General features: G+C 67.9%; 18 protein-coding genes. 11 read left to right on the forward strand and 7 right to left on the reverse strand.

The genetic code is table 11. From position 1 onward, the window contains the following. The first annotated feature begins 114 nt into the window (after positions 1-114). Together BLU04_RS06840 and BLU04_RS06845 are read left to right on the forward strand one after the other, a co-directional pair. A complete protein-coding gene (locus tag BLU04_RS06840; protein WP_093283869.1) occupies positions 115-1143 on the forward strand; it encodes an AraC family transcriptional regulator in 1029 nt (342 codons plus the stop codon). 16 nt (positions 1144-1159) lie between these two features. After that, positions 1160-1735: a transcriptional repressor gene (locus tag BLU04_RS06845; RefSeq protein ID WP_157895175.1), complete on the forward strand. Its 576-nt coding sequence runs from the start codon at positions 1160-1162 to the stop codon at positions 1733-1735. On the opposite strand, the gene BLU04_RS06850 is transcribed toward BLU04_RS06845, so the two are convergent. Further along, positions 1650-2591, reverse strand: coding sequence for a helix-turn-helix transcriptional regulator (locus BLU04_RS06850; protein WP_093283874.1), 942 nt, complete (start codon positions 2589-2591; stop codon positions 1650-1652). The two genes, BLU04_RS06845 and BLU04_RS06850, sit on opposite strands and share 86 nt — an antisense overlap. Positions 2592-2688: 97 nt before the next feature. On the opposite strand from BLU04_RS06850, the gene BLU04_RS06855 reads away from it, so the two are divergent. Further along, positions 2689-3489, forward strand: a complete 801-nt coding sequence (locus tag BLU04_RS06855; protein ID WP_157895176.1) for a class I SAM-dependent methyltransferase — start codon at positions 2689-2691, stop codon at positions 3487-3489. A gap of 238 nt (positions 3490-3727) precedes the next feature. On the opposite strand, the gene BLU04_RS06860 is transcribed toward BLU04_RS06855, so the two are convergent. From BLU04_RS06860 to BLU04_RS06875, 4 genes are all read right to left on the reverse strand, one after another. Then, complete coding sequence (locus tag BLU04_RS06860; protein WP_093283879.1) at positions 3728-5860, reverse strand: ATP-binding protein; 2133 nt, start codon at positions 5858-5860, stop codon at positions 3728-3730. 117 nt (positions 5861-5977) lie between these two features. Continuing rightward, positions 5978-6505, reverse strand: coding sequence for a DUF1318 domain-containing protein (locus BLU04_RS06865; RefSeq protein WP_093283881.1), 528 nt, complete (start codon positions 6503-6505; stop codon positions 5978-5980). Next, the gene (locus BLU04_RS06870; RefSeq protein WP_093283883.1) at positions 6502-8388 is read right to left on the reverse strand and encodes a hypothetical protein; all 1887 of its coding nucleotides are present in this window, start codon (positions 8386-8388) and stop codon (positions 6502-6504) included. Before BLU04_RS06870 ends, BLU04_RS06865 begins: the two co-directional genes overlap by 4 nt. 69 nt (positions 8389-8457) lie before the next feature. Continuing rightward, positions 8458-9579, reverse strand: a complete 1122-nt coding sequence (locus BLU04_RS06875; RefSeq protein WP_093283885.1) for a hypothetical protein — start codon at positions 9577-9579, stop codon at positions 8458-8460. Between the two features lie 111 nt (positions 9580-9690). On the opposite strand from BLU04_RS06875, the gene BLU04_RS06880 reads away from it, so the two are divergent. The 3 genes from BLU04_RS06880 to BLU04_RS16355 all read left to right on the forward strand — a co-directional run bounded on the left by BLU04_RS06880 (position 9691) and on the right by BLU04_RS16355 (position 12756). Further along, positions 9691-10092, forward strand: coding sequence for a hypothetical protein (locus BLU04_RS06880; RefSeq protein ID WP_093283888.1), 402 nt, complete (start codon positions 9691-9693; stop codon positions 10090-10092). A 105-nt stretch (positions 10093-10197) separates the two neighbouring features. Further along, on the forward strand, positions 10198-12540 hold the full coding sequence (locus BLU04_RS06885; RefSeq protein WP_093283890.1) for a TonB-dependent receptor: 2343 nt from the start codon (positions 10198-10200) through the stop codon (positions 12538-12540). Between the two features lie 51 nt (positions 12541-12591). Then, positions 12592-12756, forward strand: a complete 165-nt coding sequence (locus tag BLU04_RS16355) for a hypothetical protein (protein ID WP_157895177.1) — start codon at positions 12592-12594, stop codon at positions 12754-12756. Between the two features lie 325 nt (positions 12757-13081). On the opposite strand, the gene BLU04_RS06890 is transcribed toward BLU04_RS16355, so the two are convergent. Beyond that, positions 13082-14263 carry a class I SAM-dependent rRNA methyltransferase gene (locus BLU04_RS06890; protein ID WP_093283892.1) on the reverse strand — a complete coding sequence of 394 codons (1182 nt, stop codon included), beginning with the start codon at positions 14261-14263 and terminating at the stop codon, positions 13082-13084. A gap of 111 nt (positions 14264-14374) precedes the next feature. Here BLU04_RS06890 and ruvX point away from each other — a divergent pair, with 111 nt between their 5' ends. Both ruvX and truA read left to right on the forward strand, forming a co-directional pair. Next, positions 14375-14839 (forward strand): Holliday junction resolvase RuvX, encoded by a 465-nt coding sequence (ruvX, locus tag BLU04_RS06895; protein WP_093283893.1) that lies wholly within the window; start codon positions 14375-14377, stop codon positions 14837-14839. Beyond that, positions 14839-15675 carry a tRNA pseudouridine(38-40) synthase TruA gene (gene truA, locus BLU04_RS06900; protein WP_197673054.1) on the forward strand — a complete coding sequence of 279 codons (837 nt, stop codon included), beginning with the start codon at positions 14839-14841 and terminating at the stop codon, positions 15673-15675. Before ruvX ends, truA begins: the two co-directional genes overlap by 1 nt. On the opposite strand, the gene BLU04_RS06905 is transcribed toward truA, so the two are convergent. After that, positions 15572-16507: a PEP-CTERM sorting domain-containing protein gene (locus BLU04_RS06905; RefSeq protein ID WP_093283896.1), complete on the reverse strand. Its 936-nt coding sequence runs from the start codon at positions 16505-16507 to the stop codon at positions 15572-15574. The genes truA and BLU04_RS06905 overlap by 104 nt on opposite strands. 162 nt (positions 16508-16669) lie before the next feature. Between BLU04_RS06905 and BLU04_RS06910 the strand changes: the two genes are divergently transcribed. The 3 genes from BLU04_RS06910 (at position 16670) to mdh (ending at position 19233) form a co-directional block, all read left to right on the forward strand. After that, positions 16670-17146: a tRNA (cytidine(34)-2'-O)-methyltransferase gene (locus BLU04_RS06910; protein ID WP_093283899.1), complete on the forward strand. Its 477-nt coding sequence runs from the start codon at positions 16670-16672 to the stop codon at positions 17144-17146. A gap of 47 nt (positions 17147-17193) precedes the next feature. After that, a complete protein-coding gene (gene hisF, locus BLU04_RS06915) occupies positions 17194-17964 on the forward strand; it encodes an imidazole glycerol phosphate synthase subunit HisF (RefSeq protein ID WP_093283901.1) in 771 nt (256 codons plus the stop codon). 339 nt (positions 17965-18303) lie between these two features. Next, the gene (gene mdh, locus BLU04_RS06920) at positions 18304-19233 is read left to right on the forward strand and encodes a malate dehydrogenase (RefSeq protein ID WP_093283904.1); all 930 of its coding nucleotides are present in this window, start codon (positions 18304-18306) and stop codon (positions 19231-19233) included. Positions 19234-19581: the final 348 nt, after the last annotated feature.

Here is a 19581-nt window from a genome sequence, read left to right on the forward strand (position 1 = left end):
TGACAATTCCGAGCATAACCAGGACAACCTTGGTCTTCCCTATTTTGCCCTCACCCTGTAGTTTGGCTGAAACGTGTTAGGTTTGTTTCCGACCCGTTTTCGACCGTCATCGCCATGCCGCCCGAGACCCTTTCCCCCATCCCCCCCGACCTCGCCCATGCGGAGGAAGCGGCGGCGTGGCGTCCCATCGAGGGGAGCTGGCGGCCGCTTTACGGCAGTTTCCCGGGGGAGGGGATGAGCGTCGAGTGGCACGACTTCGAGACCGAGAAGCCGTTCGACTGGAGCCGGAGCTTCCACGCGCCGAGCCTCGAAATCTGCCTCAATTTCTCGGGCGAGGCCCGCTTCGGGATGAACGGGGCGGGGAAGGAAATGCAGCCGCTCGCCGCCCGGCAGGCCGCCCTCTACACGACGGGGAAGGAGCGGCTGAAGGCGCAGCGTCTTCCCGGGATGCGGCACCGCTTCGTGACGATCGAGCTCTCGGCCGGGTTCATGGGGACCGCCCTCGGGACGCCGGAACTCCGCGCCGGGCTCCGGGACGACGTCCACCGCTTCCTCGACGCCCCGGAGGAGTCGGTCCCGCTCCTTGAGATCTTCCCCCTCCCCACCGCCCTCCTCGCCCTGCGGGAGCAGCTCCTGGAGCCCCCGGTCCCGCCCGCCGCCCGGCCCCTGTGGTACCCGGCGAAGGTCGCCGAGGTAATGGGGCAGATCCTCTTCAAGGCCGAGGGGGAGCCGGAACTCTTCTGCGAGCGGCGCAAGCGGCAGATGCGGGAACGGATCGACCGGGTCTGTTTCCTCCTGAAGCGCGACCTCGAAAACCCGCCGACCCTCGAGATGCTGGCGAAGGAGGTCGGCTGCAGCACCTTCTACCTCAGCCGGACGTTCTCCCAGGCCGTCGGGATGACCCTCCCCCAATACCTGCGCGGCGTCCGCATCGAGCGGGCGGCGGAGCTCCTCCGCAACGGCGGCAAGGGGGGCGCGGGGAAGACGGTGACCGAGGTCGCCTTCGAGGTCGGCTACACCTCGCTCAGCGCCTTCAACAGCGCCTTCGTCGAGATCATCGGCTGCTGCCCCGGCCTCTATCCGATGGCGGCGAACAGCAAGATCGCGATGGCGCGCCGCCCCTCGGCGGCCAATGGAAAATAAGGGAAGCCGACGGTCCATGAAGAAGCGTTCCGCTCCGCCCTCCCTCCTCTCGTCGTGCGGCTGCGGCTGCGCCGGGGACGGGGAGACCCACCTCGGCCTCGCCGTCACCTCGGTGAAGGGAGAGGCAAGGACCGATGCAAAAGGGGAGGCGAAGGCCTCCGACCGTTACAGCGCCGCCGTCGAGGCCTGCCGCCGGGCGGGATTGCGGAAGACGGTGGCCCGGGACACGATCCTCGCCTTCCTCGACCGGCGCGGCACCCCGGTAACCCTCTCCTCCGTCGCCGAGGCCCCGGGCATCGCCGAGCAGTGCGATCCGGCGACGGTCTTCCGTGTCCTGCAGAAGCTCGAGGAGATCGGCGTCGTCCGCCGCATCTGGCTTCACGAGCGGACCCCCTACTACGTCCTCGCCGAGGCGGGCCGCCACAACGATTACGTCCTCTGCGTCGGCTGCGGCAAAGTCGAGCCGACCGGCCTCGACTGCCCCGGACGGGCCATGGAGGCCGAAGTCACTTCCCGCCTCGGCTACGCCTCGGTGCGGCATGAGCTCGGCTTCTACGGCCTCTGTCCCGCGTGCCAGAAGAAGCAGGGCTAGCGGGATCGGCGGGAGAGCTGAGGGAGCGGAGCCGGAACGCATTCGGCGTCTCTCCCGTGAAGCCGGCGAAGGCCTTGCCGAATGCGCTGAGGCTGTTGAACCCGACGGCGAGGGCGGTCTCGGTCACGTTCTCCTTTCCTCCCGCCAGTTTCTCCATCGCCAGCAGGAGGCGCGCCCGGAGGGCGTATTCCCGCCACGTCATCCCCGCCGCCTCGTGAAAGCGGCGGCGGAAGGTCCGTTCCGAAAGGGCGGCGGCCCGCGCGACGTCGGCGAGGGCCGCCGCGCCGGGGGTGGAGAGCGCCTGTTCCGCCGCCGCCCGGAGGCGGTCGGGGCCGATCCGGGGCAGGGAGTAGGGAAGGCGGGGCTCGGCGCAGAGGGTGCGGCAGAGCTGGGCGAGGGTGGCGAAGAAATCGGCGGCGTAGCGCCGTTCCTCGGCCCGCCGGGGCTTGTTCGTCCAGCGGAGCGAATAGCCGATCATCTCCCGCAGGAGGGGGGGCGCGGCGAAGACCCGGATGCGGCTCCGTTCCCCGCCGAGGGAGGGATACCGTTTCGGGTCGAAGTAGACGTTGCCGAGGGAGACCCCCGCGAGGATCGTCCGGTGGCGGGCCCCGGCCGGAATCCATGCCGCCCGGTGGGGCGGAAGGAGCCAGACCTCCTCGGCGGTCTCGAGCCGGACGGTGCCGTGGAAGGCGTAGAGGAGCTGGTGGTTTGCGTGCCGGTGCCAGCCGTAGGCGAGGGTGCGCGGCTCTTTCCCCGTCCCGTCGGCGAAGGAGAAGGCGGGGGCCTGCGCCTGGACGAGGCCGAGGCGGCGGAGTTCCCGGGCGGTGGCGGCGGTGGAAAGGGAGGGGTGGGGCATGGAGCGGAATCCCCATTCAACCCTGTTTGGCCGGAAAAAGCAAAAGAATGGCCGAAAGACGAAAGCGGACCCGTTCGGAAAATGGGAAGATGGAGCGATGACAAACCTTTCTGCCGCCGCCTCGGCCCATCGGGCGGAGATCCTCGAACAGTTCACGAAACAGGCCGGTCCCTTCGCCGCCCGGCCCGAGCACTCCGATGCGGAAATCTTCGCGAAGATCCTCGACTTCTCCGGCGTCGGCCCGGGGGACGAGGTCCTCGACGTCGCCTGCGGGCCGGGGCTGGTCACCTGCGCCTTCGCGGCGCGGGCGGGCCGGGTCACGGGGATCGACCTCACCCCGGCGATGATCGCCGAGGCCCGGCGGACCGAGGCGGCGCGCGGGGCGCGGAACGTGGCGTGGGAGGTCGGCGACGCCGAGGCGCTCCCCTTCGCCGACGGCACGTTCTCGATGGTCGTCACCCGCTACTCGTTCCACCACCTCACCGAGCCCGAGCGGGCCTGGCGGGAGATGGTCCGCGTCTGTCGCCCGGGCGGGACGGTGCTGGTCATCGACGCCTCGGTCCCGCTGGAGCAGGCCGAGGCCTACGACCGCTTCGAGCGGTTCCGCGATCCCTCCCACTCCCGCGTGATCCCGCTGGAGAGCTTCGAGCCGATGGCCGCCGAGGTCGGCCTGGAGGCGGTGCGGATGGGATTCTACCGCCTCGACGTCGGCATCGAATCGCTCCTCGCCTCCTCGTTCCCGAGGCCGGGCGACGACGAGCTGCTCCGCGCCCTCTACCGGGAGGAGGCGCTGCGGGGGATCGACTCCGGCGGCCTCGCGCCGCGGGAGGAGAACGGCGAACTGCGGATCTCGTTCCCCACGCTGATGGTGGCGGGGAGAAAGGCGATGGCCAGATAACTTTGCTTCTGGCCGCTCCTTCCCATGGCTCGGCCCTCAAGGAGGTTAGATCCAGCGGAGTAAAGTGAGCGTACGGGAGACGGCCTTTAGGGCTGCGTTCCATCTACACCACGGCCTATCAGAGGGGGTGGTGCAGGAGGGGCGCAGCCCCTCTTGCATCTCTAAACGCGCGGGTTACATCCACCTGTACAGGGTCATGTACCCGGTCCCGAAGGGCCGCCCCTCCCCCCGCGATCCCTTAATTCGCCCCCGCCCGGCCCGCGAGCCAGGCTTCGCGCAGGGCGTTCTCCAGGGCTTTCCGGTTCAGCGGCTTCGTGAGGTAGCTGTTCATCCCCGCCTCCAGGCACCGCTCCTTCGCGCCGTTGATGGCGTCGGCGGTGAGGGCGATGATCTGGATCGGATTCCCCTCGGAGCGGAGGGCGCGGGTGCATTCGAGGCCGTCCATCTCGGGCATCTGCATGTCCATGAGGATGACGTCGTAGGGATAGGCGTTGGTCTTCTTCGCGGCGCGGACGGCCTCGAGGCACTCGATCCCGTTGGCGGCGGGATGGCCGCCGAAGCCCATCTGCTTCAGCAGGAGGAGGACGAGGCGCATGTTGATGGCGTTGTCCTCGGCGACGAGGATCCGCATCGGGTAGCGGGCGGCGAAGGGGAGGCTCTCGTCGTTCGAGGCGTTGGAGGCGGCCTCGGCGGGGGAGGGGGTGTGGGCGCGGCAGGGGAGGGTGAAGCGGAAGGTGCTCCCCTGGCCGGGGACCGAGGTGGCGGCGAGGGCGCCGCCCATGAGGTCGACGAGGCGCTTGCAGATCGCGAGGCCGAGGCCGGTGCCGCCGTATTTCCGCGTGGTCGAGGAATCGGCCTGGGTGAAGGGGCGGAAGAGGCGGGCGATGACCTCCTCCGTCATCCCGATGCCGGTGTCGGAGACCTCCAGGTGGAGGTGGCGCGTGCCGTCCCCGGCGAGACCTTCTCCGAGGAAGGCGCGGAGCGTGACGCCGCCCTTCTCGGTGAACTTCGCCGAGTTCGAGAGGAGGTTGACGAGGATCTGGCGGAGGCGGGCCGAATCGCCGATGAGATGCTCCGGGACGTCGTCGGCGATCTCCTGGACGAGGGCGAGGCCCTTCGCCCGGTACTGGGGGCTGAGGATCTCGACGGCGTCGCCGATGCAGGCGCGGAGCTGGAAGGGGCAGCTCTCGACCTCGAGCTTGTTCGCCTCGATCTTGGAGAAGTCGAGGAGGTCGTTGATGAGGGAGAGGAGGGACTCGGCGCTCCGCTTGATCGTGTTGATGTAGTCCTTCTGCTGGGCATCGACGCCGGTGGTCTCCAGCAGGATGTTGCTGAAGCCGATGACGCCGTTCATCGGGGTCCGCAGCTCGTGGCTCATCATGGCCAGGAACTCGCCCTTCGCCCGGTCGGCGGCCTCGGCCTTTTCCTTCGCCTTCACGAGGTCGCGCTCGGCCCATTTCCGGGAGGAGATGTTCGTGCAGGTGATGGCGATCCCCTCGCCGAGCGGGGCGCCCGCGATGCGGAACCACTCCGGCGCGGCGGGCTTCATCGTCCCGGCGAAGGCCTGGAGCGGCGTCGGCGTCGGGGGGATGGTCTCGTACTCGAACTCGTCGCTCTGGCCGCTCTCGACGATGTGGACGAGGTGGTTGAAGAGGGGGCTCTCCCGGTGCTGGGGGAGGACCTCGAGGAGGCGCTGGCCGACGAGGCCCTTTCCGCTTTGGCCGCCGCCCCAGGTCCGCTCCGCGGCGGGGTTCGCGAGGATGAAGCGGAAGTCGATGATCTTCCCGTTCTCGTCGCGGATGGCGGAGAAGGCGAGCATGCCATCGACGCCGCTGCGGAGGACGCCGTCGAGGAGGTGGCGGCTCTCGGCCAGGTCCTGCTCGATCGCCTTCCGGGAGGTGATGTCGGTGAAGGTCGCGGCGAAGCCGTCGCCGAGGCGGGCGGCGTTGATCTGGAACCAGTGGGGGGCGGCGTAATGCTCGGTGTAATACTCGAACTCGACCGGCTCGCCGCTGTTGGCGACGGCGACGAAGGTCTCGAAAATGCCCTCGAAATCGAGGTGGGGGGCGGCCTCCAGGAGGGTCTTTTCCGACCACGCCCTGCCCTTCTTTTTCGCCTCCGGCTGGGGGGCGGCATCGGGGTCCTCGCCGAAGAAGAGCCCGGCGGCGGGGTTGGCCAGGAGGCAGGCGAAGTCGGTGATCCGGCCCCGGGCGTCCCGGAGGGCGCGGAAGGCGGCGGTCCCGCGCAGGGCGTGGCGGATGACGCCGTCGAGGAGGGTCCGCGTCGTCTGGAGGTCGAGGGCGAGGTCGGGGACGGCCGACGGTTCCCCTGCCGCTGGCGTCGCCGTTCCGGATGGGGAGGGCTCCGTCATTGCGATCTGTTATGGCCCGGTTTCGGACCCGACTCAAGCCCGCATCGCGCGAAATGAAACCGGAAAGCCGCCCGTTTCACGAATAGTCTCTTCGGTCCCTTGCCGATTGCCGTTCCCCTACTTCTGCGTCCACTTCCCGTTTTCGTCCTGGAGCCATTCGCCCGAGTTGGCCTGGGAGAAGAGGCGCTTCCCGGCGGCGCGGGCCTCGACGTCGAGGGTCGTCCCCTGGGTCGAGGCCTGGGTGCCGTAGATGGTGCGGCGGGCGCGGTTCTCCTCGTCGACGATCCGCTTGATGTAGTCGCCGTAGTTTTCCCCGGTGTTGACCTTCCCGGCGGCGGCGTTCCCGGCGGGGAGATCGCGGATGGCGACGTAGCCGGTGGCCGCCTCGCCGATGAAGTGGGTCTCCTTCAGCGACTGGACTTCGGAGCTCAGGTTGTGGGCGTCCTCGGCGGCCCCGCCGGTCTTGTCCTTGGTGGCGTCGGCGGCGGGTTTCGGGGCCTCGTTGCGGCTGGTGACGTCGACCTTCATGTTGACGTCGATGACGACGGGCTTCGGGACGGCGACGTTCACCGTCGGCGCGCAGCCGTTGAGGAGGAGCGAGACGCAGGGAAGGGCGAGGAGGAGGGGGCGGCGGGGGAAGGTCATGGCTTTTTGGGAGGCGGGGTTGAGGGCGGGATCGGCGACGGGGTCGATGTCGTGGGCTTGTCGATCTGGACGGAAATCTGGGGGGGCTTTTGCTCGGGGAGGGAGAATCCGGGGGTGGTCTGGTTTTCCTGTTTCCAGTTCAGGACAAAGTTACGCTTTCCGGCGGGGCCTTCAAGATGGAGTTCGGCGGTGCTCGTCGGGACGCCGTAGTGGAGGAGGACGGTGCCGAGGTCGAAGGGATAGTTCTCGAAGCTCTCGAGGACGCGGGCGACGATCTGCCGCTGGGCCGAGTAGGGCCCCCAGCTCTCGGGGAGGCGGGTGGCGACCTCGGCGACGGAGGGGATGGCGAGGCGGCCGCCCGAGGGGAATTTCAGCTCCCCCTCGCAGGTCAGGATTTCCCGGGCGCGGGCGTCGACGACGACGTGGGCGTTGACCTTCCCGGAGAGGTCGAAGTGCTCCCCGGCGACCTTCCGCACGGGAACCTGCGCCTGGCTGCCGCTCATGTAGAGCCCGGCATGCCACGGGAAGCCGTCGCCGAAGCCGACCCGGTAGAAGCCGTCGAGGTAGCCGTCGTAGAATTTCCCGCCGATCTTCCCGAAGATCCCCTCGCGGTTGAAGGTGACGGTGGCCCAGACGTCCTGGGCGGCGATCTCCTTCCAGCTGGCTTCCTTCATCTTGATCGTCTCGACGAGGTTCCGGGCGGTGCTGTCCTGCGGGGGGAGGTTGAACTCGACGCCGCTGCTCTGGTCAAGGCCGCTCAGCTTCACGCCGTAGGCGGGGAAATCGAGCTCCGGGGCGCTGATGACGAGGCGGTTTTTGAACTGGAGGTGGCTGAGCTGGCTGATGCTGAGGTTCTGGGAGGTCGAGTTGAAGCTGAGGGGGAGGGCGAGGCCGGGCTCGCCGAAGGCGGTGATGGTGAGGTGGAGATGGAAGAGGCCGAAGTCCTTCAGGACCCATTCCTTCACCGGGGCGTCGGCGGCTGCCGGTGCCGGGACGGGCGCCGGAGCCGGAGTCGGAGTTGGAGCCGGAGTTGGAGCCGGAGTGGCGGGGGCGAGGTGGGCCTTGAACTCGTCGGCGAAGGCGAAGAGACGGGGGCCGATGTAGATGGTGGGGTCGGAGATGGAGAGGTACTCGATCTCCTGCCGGGCGAGGCCGGCCCAGGTGAAGTGGATCTCGATGTGGCCGAGGTCGAGGACGGGGGAAAGCTGGTCGTCCCGGGCGTAGAGGCGGACGCCGTTGGCGACGGCGACCTGGGTCTCGTTCTCCTTCGCGGCGGCGCGGGAGACGCTGCCGGTGTTCCATTCCAGCGGCGTCGATCCGCCGATGGAGAGGGGGATCGCCTCCATGCCGGGGGCGAGGTTGTCGAGCCAGACGGTACCGCGGATGATCCGGACCTTGTAGAAGATGTGGCGGATGATCTCGATGGGGTTCGTGTCGTCCTTGTCGTCGTCGGCCTCGGCGACGGCCTTCCTTTCGGTCTCCTTGTGCCCGGCGGCGAAGGCGGCGGCCATCTTGCCGACGGTGATCTCGGGTTCTTCCAATTCGATCAGGCGGAGGCGGCGGACGGTGGGGAGCTTCGCCCAGTTCCAGACGATCTCGACCCGCTTCGCGCGGAAGTAGGGATCGGGGGCCGCCGGATCGGGGCCCGTCATGGTCACGTCGAGGAGGGCGAGGGAAGAGGAGCTGTCCCACCGCGCCCCGGAGAAGGCGAGGGTCTGGCCGTTGAGCGAGTGGAGGAGCCGGGCCACCTGCCGCATGGTGAAGCCGGGAAAGAGCGAGGCGACGAGGAGGATGCCGAAGAGGAGGCCGAGAAGGCCGAGGCCCGCCAAGGCGCCGCCACCGAGCCAGGGATGGGGGCGGAGGAGGGCGGGAAGGCGCGGCATAGGGAGCATTAACTTTGCCCCGGGAACGGGAAACGTCAATGAGGGGGAGTCGGAACGGGACGCCGCTCTCTAGTGGGCAGCCACCACTTCGTCGGCCAGCGGGACGAGGTTGCCGCCGCTCTGCTCGCTCAGCGCCTGGGTGATCGCATTGTCTTGGGCCGTCGTCTTCCGGGAGGTGAGGAGGAGGATGTCGATCTTCGGCAGGGAGTCCGCGCGGGCACGGAGGTCGGCGAGGAGGGCCTCGGCCCGGATGGGATCGGGGCGGGCGTTGGCCCCGGTGACCTGCCACTGGCCGTCGGTGACGACGATGATCCAGTCGGGAGCGAGGGAAATGGCCTGCCGGAGCGCGGTGTCGCCCCGGGTGCCGTTCCCCTCGAAGGAGGGCACGCCGGGGGTGCCGCCTTTCACGGAGAAGTGGATGCCCTGCCGGGCGACCTTCGCGAGCCAGCGGCGGGCCTCGGCGCGGTTGGCCTCGGTGGCGGGCAGGGGCTCCCCTTTCCAGGCGAGGGAGCCGTTCTTGAAGACGATCAGGTCGAAGAGGACGGCGGGCGGCAGCGTGTCGATCCGGGCGAGGGCCTCGGCGTAGAGCGTGTCGAAGAGGCCGGGCCGGCGGAGGAAGATCGAGTCCGAGACGTCGAAGACCAGGACGATCCGGCGGCCCGATCCCTCGACGCCGTACAGGGAGAGGGTGCCGGGACCGGCCTGGGGGGAGGCGGCGCTGCCGCTGGCGGAAGGGCCGGTGTTTGCGCTCGTGTTCGCGCTGGTGCCCGCTTCGGTTTCGGAGGAGCTGGCGGCGGTGGCGGACGAGGCCATCGTTTCGGCGGGGGCGCTCTCCTGACCTGGGCTCTGGCCCTGCGCCGGGACGGAAGTCGGCGGCGGCGGCGGGATCGGCGCGACGGCAACGGGAGAAACCGGGGGCGGGGCCGGGACGGCTTCGGGCGTCGGGGCAGCGGAGGCCGCGGCGTGAGATTGAGCCTGGGCCTGGGCTGCCGGGCGCGCCGCCGCCGCCCCGTTCAGGAAGCTCAGCGAAAGAGAGGGAGCCGGGGCGAAGCCCCGTCCGGGCGTCTTCGCGTTGTGGAAGAAGAGAACGAGGAGCAGGAGGCCGAGGAGATGGAGGAAAACGCTCCCTCCCGCAAAGAGGACAAGACGGAATGAGCCCCGGTCGGCGGTTTTTCCCGAAGCGTCTTCCATGACGCGCCCGAAGATAGGACAAGTTTCCCGGGTAGGCAACCCTGTGGCACGATGTCGCAGGGGCCGATCGGGGCTTGCCGTTCCGGGGAGGCCTCCCTTGGATGGGGGGGCATGGTTCGGTTCCTCGGCTATCCGCTGGTTGCCCTGGCCCTCTTCGCGATGGCGGGAGGGCATTGGGCCGTGCTCCAGTCGGTGGCCTGGGCCGGGATGGTCGCCGAGCGCGTCGAGGCAAAGATGTCCCTCCGCCAAGCCGTCGCCCAGACCCTCGACGGCGAGCATCCCTGCGAGATGTGCGCGAAGATCGTGATCACGAAGAAGCAGGAGAAGGACGACCCCGCCCCGGGCCTCCTCCTCGTGAAGGCCGCCAAGAAAGCCGAGGCCGTCTCCTCCCTTCCTTCCGTCGTCCCGCCCGCCTTCCCCTCCGCCCGCCTCGCGTGGCGGACCGAAGCCCTCGTCGGTCCCCTGCGGACCGAGGCCCCGCCCGCGCTCCCGCCGCGAGGCCTCCTCTCCTAGCCGCGCGCTAGGCCGTCGTCGGCGCGCCCTTTTCGGGCCCGCCTCCCCCCCCTCGTCATTTCCGCCGGGCGCGATCGCGTCCGCGCGGCACGGAAAGGAGCTCGTATGAGTTCATTGGATTCGTTTTGGAACAAGGCCGCCCGGGCCGGGCTGGCTGTCGGATTATCGGGTTTATTGGCTTCGGTCGTCGGGGCCGAGGAACCCGCGCAGAAATTGGAGGAAGTCGTCGTCAGCGCGGCGGCCCCTTCGGGTCTACCCTCGCCGGTTGCGAAGTATCGGCTCCCGAACACCGCCGCGAGCCTCACCGCCGACCGGATCGACGAGACGCTCAACATCGTCGACAGCGAGGACGCGCTGAAATACCAGCCGAGCCTCTTCCTGCGGAAGCGGAACAACGGCGACACCCAGGCCGTCCTCGCCACGCGGACGGCGGGCGTCAACGCCAGCGCCCGCAGCCTCGTCTACGCCGACGACGTCCTGCTCTCCGCGCTGATCGGGAACAACAACACGAACGGCGCGCCCCGCTGGGGGATGGTCTCGCCGGGGCAGATCGACCGGGTCGACGTGATCTACGGCCCCTTCGCGGCGGCCTATCCGGGCAATGCGGCCGGAGGCGTCGTCCTCATCACGACGAAGATGCCCGAGACGTTCCTCGCCGACTTCAGCCAGACCGAGTCGTTCCAGACCTTCCGCCTCTACGGGACGAAGGACACCTACGAGACCGACCAGAGCAGCTTCGTCCTCGGCGACCGGCACAAGGACCTTGCCTGGCTGGTGACCTACAACTTCCAGAACAGCTACAGCCAGCCGCTCGCCCTGATCACGAGTTCGTCGGCGGGCGGGACGGCCCCGGCGGGGACGACCGGAGCCTATGCGGCGGCGGGCAAGACAGGAACTAGGGCTGATGTCCTCGGCGCGGGCGGCCTCCTCCACACCCAGATGACGAACACGACGGGGAAACTCGCCTGGGACCTCACGCCGGCGTGGAAGGCGACCTACCAGATCGGCTTCTGGAACAACGACGCCGACGCCCGCGTCCAAAGTTACCTGCGCGATGGTGCGGGGAACGCGACCTTCGGCGGGCTGAAGAGCTTCGCGGGCAACACCTACTCCCTCGACCAGAGCCACCTCTCCAACGCCCTCTCGCTGAAGAGCGAGACGAAGGACGATTTCGACTGGGAAGTCGTCGCCTCGAACTACTACTACCTCCAGGACCTCCAGCGGAGTCCCTACACCGTCGGCACGGGGACCAACTTCAGCACCAACGGAAACATCGCCCGGATGGACGGGACGAACTGGACGAACGGCGACCTCAAGGGGATCTACCGACCCGCCGGGACGGGCGGAGAGGGTGGCCACGAGATCAGCTTCGGCCTCCACGGCGACCGCTACGAGCTGAGCAACCCGACCTACGCCACGCCGACGTGGAACGCCGGGGCCGACTCGACCTCGACGCTCTACACGAAGGGCGAAGGGATGACGATGACCGAGGCCCTCTGGGCGCAGGACGCCTGGAAATTCGCCCCGAAGTGGACGCTGACCCCCGGCGGACGACTCGAATTCTGGGAAGCGACGAACGGCTACAACCTCGCCACCACCCAGAACGCGACCGGCGGCGTGACCGGGACGACCGTGACGAATCAGCCGGGCATGGCGAAGGTCAATTTCTCCCCGAAGCTCTCCCTCGGCTACGACCCGAGCGAGAGGTGGAACGTCACCGGCTCCTTCGGGCAGGCCTACCGCTACCCGACGGTGACGGAATTATACCAGATTGTCTCGACCGGGACGACCTACGCCGCGCCGAACCCGAACCTCAAGCCGGAGAACGTGATCTCGGAGGAACTCGCCGTCACGCGGAAGTTTGCGGGTGGGGGCGGGAGCCTCCGCGCCTCGGTCTTCAACGAGTACATCAACAACGCGCTGATCTCCCAGACCTCCTACCTGGCGGGCGCGACCGCCCCGACCTCCTACGTCTCCAACGTCAACGTCGTCCGCAACACGGGCATCGAACTCGCCTTCCAGAAAGACAATGTCGGCATCGAGGGGCTGACGCTCTTCGACAGCGTCACCTACGTGAACTCGGAGATCCTCAGCGATCCCGCGTGGGCCACGGCCTATGGCTCGACGGCGGTCGGCAAGCGGGTCCCCTATGTCCCCGATTGGCGGGCGACGTTCGGCGCCACCTACCATCCGGACCGCCATTGGGCGCTCACGACGGCGGGGCGCTACAGCGGCGTCCAATACTCGACGCTCGACAACACCGACAACAACAACGGCGTCATGGGCTCCTTCGACAGCTTCGTGGTCTTCGACCTCCACGCCCAATACAAATTCAACGATCGCTTTTCCGCCGATGCCGGGATCGACAACGTGAATGGCGAGAAATACTTCCTCTACCATCCGTTCCCGCAGCGGACGTTCTCGGCGGCGGTGAAGTATGCGTTTTGACCCTCGCGGGATCGCGCTTTTCTTTTTTATCGGCCCGGAGGAGAATGGCTCATGATTCCGTTCCTCGCCGAAAGTTGCTGCGACGTCGTCGCCAGCAGCTACCCGATCACGAAGACCGCCGTCTGGATCACCGCCGGAATCGCAGGCCTCGTCCTCGCGTTGGGGATCGTGATGGGGCTGCTGATCGCGAAGAAGCGGGGGCAGGCGAAGGGGTAGGAAAACGACGTTCAGCCCCCTTCGGCTCCGCCCGCACTGGGACGCGTGATTCCTCCCAAGCGGACAAGGGAACTAGCGGACGTTCTCTACCCGAAGCGGACGGCCTAATGCGGCACTGCTCTCAACAGTTCAGGCCTATCTGACGGGGACTGCCGTCGCGGTAGCGACACTCGTTCCTCAGGGGAAACAAACTTGCAGGGCCGGGAGGCAAGTCCAGGAGGGGCGAAGCCCCTCTTGCGTCGTCTAACACGTGCGGGGTACATCCAGCTGTACAGGGTCATCTACCCGGTCCCGAAGGAGCGTTCACCGCCCCCTTCGCAATCTTTTAAATCTTCTCCACCAGGAATCCCTTCAAGTATTCCGTTTCGGGAATATGAAGCAGCACGGGGTGGTCGCCGCCCTGTCCCAGCGTGGAGACGAGGCGGAGGGTGCATCCCGCGTCCTTGGCCGCGCCTTGCAGCATGGTGTGCCAGAGTTCCCGCGTCAGGTGGTGGGAGCAGCAGTAGGTGGCCAGCAGGCCGCCCGGCCCGATCATCCGCAGGGCGCGGAGATGGAGTTCGTGATAGCCGCGCAGGGCGGAGGAGACCTGGTCCTTGGTCTTCGTGAACGAGGGGGGATCGAGGACGATCATGTCGTAGCGCCCCTTCCGCCGCTCGGCTTCGCGGAGCCAGTCGAAGGCGTTCGCCTCGATCCAGTTGATCTCGAGGTTCTCCCGCGCGGCGGCGGCCTTGCCCCGGCCCAGTTCCTCGGCCGATTGGTCGAGGGCGTCGCAGGAGACCGCGCCCGCCTTCCTCGCGGCGAGGGCGAAGAGGCCCTGGTTGCAGAAGCAATCGAGGATCCGCTTTCCCTTCGCGTAGGGGAGGACGGCGGCGTGGTTGTCGAGCTGGTCGAGGTAGAGGCCGGTCTTCTGCCCGGCGAGGAGGTCGAGGTCGAGGTCGACGCCGAGGATGTTCAGGCGGGTCGGCGGCGCGTAGGAGCCGAGGAGGGCCCCCTGCTCGCGCGGGAGCCCTTCGAGGGTGCGGACGGCGATGTCGTTCCGGGCGAGGATCGTCTTCGCCCCGGTCTTCTCGGCGGCGAGGGCGACGATCTCCGGCTGGAGGCGGGCCATCGCGGCGGTGACGGTCTGGAGGACCAGGACGGCCTCCTCCCCGGTGCCGTATTGGTCGAGGATCAGGCCGGGGAGCCCGTCGGACTCCGACCAGACGAGGCGCTGGGCGTTGCGGGCCGGGAGCCGCTTCCGCAGGGCGAGGGCGGCGTCGAGGGCGCGGCTGAGGAAGGCCGAGTCGAGTTCCTCGTCGCGGAGGGAGTAGCGGCGGACGACGATCTGGGACTTGCTATTGTAGATGCCCGAGCCGAGGGGGCGGCCCTTCGTGTCGATGATCCGCACGGTCCCGCCGTCGACGGCCCCGTCCTCGACGCGGGCGACCTCGCTGCGGAAGACCCACGGGTGGCCGTCCCGGATGCGGTGGCGGGTGGCTTCATTCAGATAAAGGGCGGGGCGGGACATGAGGGGTTTAGCGTAGGCGAATCAGGGACGATGGAAATGAGGAAAAAAGGTGGCTCCCGGGGGGGCGATCTGGCACCGTTCTGCCCGTTTCTTCAAAGTCCTTTTGCCCCTATGTCTGTCCTCGCCCTCGATTATGGAACCAAGCGGATCGGCGTCGCCGTGAGCGACACGACGCGGTCGCTGGCGCGGCCCCTCCCGTTCCTCCCGGCGGAGCCGTTCGGGGCGCTGGTGAAGGCCCTCCGCGGCATCGTCGCCGAGCACAAGGTGGAGACGATCGTCGTCGGCATGCCCCGGAACATGGACGGTTCCTACGGCGAGGCGGCGCAGAAGGTGCGGGCCTTCATCGCCCACCTGGCCCGGACGATCGTGACGCCGATCCAGACCGTCGACGAGCGGCTCTCCACCGTCCAGGCCGGACGCTATCTCCACGAGGCGGGCCACAAGGCGAAGGACCAGCGGACGAAGATCGACAGCGCCTCCGCCGCCGTCCTCCTCCAGGCCTACCTCGACCGCCTCACCGTCCATCCCGGGATCGAGGACGCGGGGCCCGACCTGGAATCGCCGGAGCACGATTGATGTCGGCGCATCCGATGGCGGGGCACAAGCTGACCATTGCCTACGACGGGGCCGCCTTCAACGGCTGGCAGCGCCAGGCGGGCCACCCCTCGATCCAGCAGACCGTGGAGGAGGTGATCGCGCGGATCTGGAATCGCCCGATCTCGATCGAGGGCTCGGGCCGGACCGACACCGGGGTCCACGCCGTCGGCCAGGTCGCCGGGTTCACCGCGCCCCGGAAGCTGGCGGCCCCGGTCCTCCTCCGCGCGTTGAACGACCACCTTCCCTTCGCGATCCGGGTGACGAAGGCCGAGTTCCTGGAGCCGAGCTTCCACGCCCGCTTCGACGTCCGGGAGAAGACCTACGAATACCGCGTCCACAACGCCCCCTTCAGCGATCCCTTCCTCGTCGACCGCGTCTGGCACCTGCCGATGCCGCTCGATTTCGCGGCGATGGAGGCCGCCGCCGCCCACCTGCGCGGGGAGCACGATTTCGCCGCGATGGCCTCGAACGCCGGCTACGCGCGGACGACGACGGTGCGGACGATCTCCGAGCTCGCGATTTCCCGCAGGGGGCCGCTCGTCCTCTTCCGCGTCACCGCCGACGGCTTCCTCTACCACATGGTGCGGAACATCGTCGGGGCCTTGACCCGGGTGGGACGGGGAAAGCTCTCGCCCGCCGACTTCGGCAAGATCGTGAGGGCGGGCAAGCGGACCGCCGCCCCTGCCTCGGCCCCCGCGATGGGGCTCTACCTCATGAAGGTCGGCTACTACCCGAAGCCGGTCCGTCTCCAACGGGCCAAGAACCGGCGGGACCCGACGTGGCTGCCGGAACCGGACGCCGACGACGCAGAGTGAGGGTGAACGCCGCCGCGCCCAGGCCGAGGAGGCTGAGGGCGAGGGACGAGGGCTCCGGAGCGGCGGAAAGCGTGAGGACGATGTCGCCGCCCGAGAGGGAGAGGGCCGTGTTCATGCCGTTGAGCGTCGAGGAGGAGAGTGTCAGGCCTCCGCTGATCGCCCCGTTGCCGTCGACGACCAATCCCGAGTAGCTGCCCGCCGTTCCGGCGGTGAAGAGCGTATAGGTCCCCGTGCCGAGCGTCGTGCCGACCTCGTTCAGGGTGAGGACCGTGTTGGAGAACGAGACGGAGCCGAGCGTCCCGACGTCTACCTGATCGTGGCTGGTGGTGCTGGCGAGGTCGAAGGTCATCGAGGCCCCGCTTAACAGCAGGGAGGTTGCCTGGGTGTCGCTCGCGCCGCCGACGGTGACGGTGGTCGCGCCGATGATGGAAGTCGTCGTGGAGCCGACCGCGCTGACCGTGAGGTAGGCGGCGCTGCCGCCGGGGTTGAAGGTCGAATTGAGGGTCAGCGTCGCGCCCGAGGTCCCGGAAACATTCGAGAAGGTGATCGTCGAGGAAGGGCTGAGATCGAGGAGGGTGAAGGTCCCGGCGACGCCGACGACCGATGAGCCGCCCCCGAAGGTGTACGCTCCCGCTGCGAGCTGGAGAACGGTCCCGTTCGCGATGCTGCTCCCGTCGATGACCAGCGTCCCGGTGCTCCCGCTTTGGAGGGAGAAATTCAGCGACGCGCCCGTCAGGGTGAGGCTTCCGTCATCGGCCCGCGCCCCGCCCGCGACAACGAAGAGGCCGAAAACGACCGGAGCGACAAAACGGGCGAAAGAAGGCTTCACCATAGAAAGGATTCGGGAGGGAGTACTACATGAGACCCTCAATGTGGCACAATAAGAAATTACATTATTTCGAGTAAAAACTAATCGTTAGATACAATCTATTGCCGAGGCGGGCGATTTCTCCCTAGGCGGCAGGGGAGGAGCCCTTTTATAAAGGGCAGCCCCATGCCCGACCTTCCCCGCCTTCACCTCGTCCTCGTCGAGCCGGAGATCCCCGGCAACTCGGGGAACGTCGGGCGGCTCTGCGCGGCGTCGGGCGTGCGGCTCCATTTCGTCGGGAAGCTCGGGTTCGATCTTTCGGACAAGGCGCTGAAGCGGGCGGGGCTCGATTACTGGCCCCTCCTCGATTGGACGACGTGGGCCGACCTCGACGCCCTCCGCGCCCAGGCCGATCCCGGGGCCGGGTGGCATTTCTTCACCACGAAGACGAAGCGGTTCCACACGGCGGCCCGCTACCGCGCCGGCGATTACCTCGTCTTCGGCAAGGAGACGAAGGGGCTCCCCGAGGCGCTCCTCGCCGCGCACGCCGACGCCTGCGTCACGATCCCGATGCGGAATCCCGGCGTGCGGAGCCTCAACCTCGCGACCTCGGTCGGGATCGGCGTCTACGAGGCGCTGCGGCAAATCGAGGGTTGGCAATAGTCCGGTCTTTCGCGTAGTACGAAGGCCCCTTTTCAAAACGCCACGCCATGCTCGCCAAACGGATCATCCCCTGCCTCGACGTCCACGCCGGGAAAGTCACGCGCGGGCAGCAGTTCGGCCGGGCCGAGGCGGGCGGCCTCACCGAGGTCGGCGATCCCGTCGCCCTCGCCCTCCGCTACAACGAGCAGATGGCCGACGAGCTCGTCTTCTTCGATATCACCGCCTCCTCCGAGGGGCGCCGGAACATCCTCGACGTGATCGAGCGGACCGCCGACCAGTGCTTCATGCCCCTCACGGTCGGCGGCGGCATCCGCGCCGTCGACGACATGCGGGCGATGCTCAACGCCGGGGCCGACAAGATCAGCGTCAACTCGGCGGCGGTCGCCAATCCCGACCTCATCCGGGCCGGATCGGAACGCTTCGGCGCGCAGTGCATCGTCCTCTCCATCGACGCGAAGCGGACCCCCGCCGGGTTGTGGAAAGTCTTCACCCACGGCGGCCGCAAGGAAACCGAGTGGGAGGCCGAGGCGTGGGCCGTCCGCGGCGTCGAGCTCGGCGCCGGGGAGATCGTCCTCAACAGCATCAACGCCGACGGGATGAAGACCGGCTTCGACATCGAGATCACCCGCCGCGTCAGCGAGGCCGTCCCCGTCCCCGTCGTCGCCAGCGGCGGCGCGGGAAAGATCGAGCACTTCGCCGAAGTGCTGGGCGCGGGAAAGGCCGACGCGGTCCTCGCCGCGAGCGTCTTCCACTACGGCGAGATGACCGTGCCGCAGGTGCGGGAGTACCTGAAGCAGCAGGGTTTCCCGACGCGGTAGCCAAAAGAGCAGGGCCGCTTCGGTTCCGCCAGCACTCGGACGCGTAGTTCCTCCCAAGCGGACAAGGGAACTAGCGGACTCTTTCTACCCGAAGCGGATGGCCTAATGCGGTGTCGCTCCCAACAGTTCAGGCCTATCTGATGGGGAGGTCCAGGAGGGGCGAAGCCCCTCTTGCGTCGTCTAACCCGTGCGGATCGCCTCCACCTGTACAGGGTCTGTACCCGGTCCCGAAGGGCATCCACCGCCCCCTTCGCGTCCTCCCCCCCCGCACCAATTTCCGCGCAGTCTTCGCCAAGAACCGCCCCTAGGAAACCCCTCGGGGCATGTTACACTGTCGGCATGAGAAAGCCCAAAGTCACCGTGGTCGGCGCCGGATTTGTCGGAGCGACGGCGGCGCAGCGTCTGGTCGAAAAGAATCTCGCCACGGTCGTCCTCCACGACATCGTCCCCGGCATGCCCCAGGGGAAGGCACTCGATCTCATGCAGTCGGCCTGCATCGAGGGCTATGAATCGACCGTGACCGGGACGAACGATCCCGCCGACTACGCCGGTTCCGACATCGTCATCGTCACGAGCGGCCTCGCCCGCCAGCCGGGGATGAGCCGCGACGACCTCCTTTTGAAGAATGCCGAGATCGTCGGATCGGTCGCGGAGAACATCAGGAAATACGCGCCGGACGCCATCGTCATCGTCGTCAGCAATCCCCTCGACGTCATGACGGCCCTCGTCGCGGCGAAGACCGGCTTCCCCAAGGAGCGGGTGATGGGGATGGCGGGGGTCCTCGACTCGGCCCGGTTCCGCGCCTTCATCGCGATGGAACTCGGCGTCGCGCACCAGGACGTCGACGCCATGGTCCTCGGCGGCCACGGGGACGACATGGTCCCGCTCTCCCGCTACACCACGGTCAGCGGCATCGGGATCGAGGCCCTGCTGCCGCCGGAAAAGATCGCCGCCCTCGCCGAGAGGACCCGCAACGGCGGCGCCGAGATCGTGAAGCTCCTCCAAAAGGGGAGCGCCTACTACGCCCCCTCCGCCGCCGCCGTCGCGATGGCGCAGGCGATCCTGAGGGACGAGAAACGGCTCCTCCCCGCCTCGGCCTGGTGCACGGGACAGTACGGGATCGAGAACCACTACGTCGGCGTCCCCATCGTGCTGGGGAAGGAGGGCGTCGAGAAGATCGTGACGCTCGACCTGACCGCCGAGGAGCTGAAGGCCCTCCACGCCAGCGTGGGGCGGATCGCGGAGAGCGTGGCGAAGCTGGGGCTCTAGGTTCTGGGGGCTGGGTACTGAAACGCAAAAAGCTCCCCTTGGGGAGCTTTTTTGCGTGGTGCGGAGAGGCGATGCCTCGGTCGTCGTATCGTGGGGGCCTGCCCGCCAGAGTGCGGCAGATCGTTTCTCCCGTCTCCCTATCCCGGTACCCCGCCCCTTTTACCCTCCCTATCCCCTGTCCCTTGACCCCTGAAACGATCTGCCGTCATCCGACCGGCAGGCCCTTGAAACACGATTCGGAACGATCCCTCGATCGGTCCTGTGTTAGTTCTATCACGGCCGCCGGAAAAGAGTGTCAGGTAGGTTGCCCTTTCTTTTTGTAGGTTCGTAACCTACGTGCTTTTCATT

It is taken from the genome of Verrucomicrobium sp. GAS474, assembly GCF_900105685.1.
Taxonomy (GTDB): domain Bacteria; phylum Verrucomicrobiota; class Verrucomicrobiia; order Methylacidiphilales; family GAS474; genus GAS474.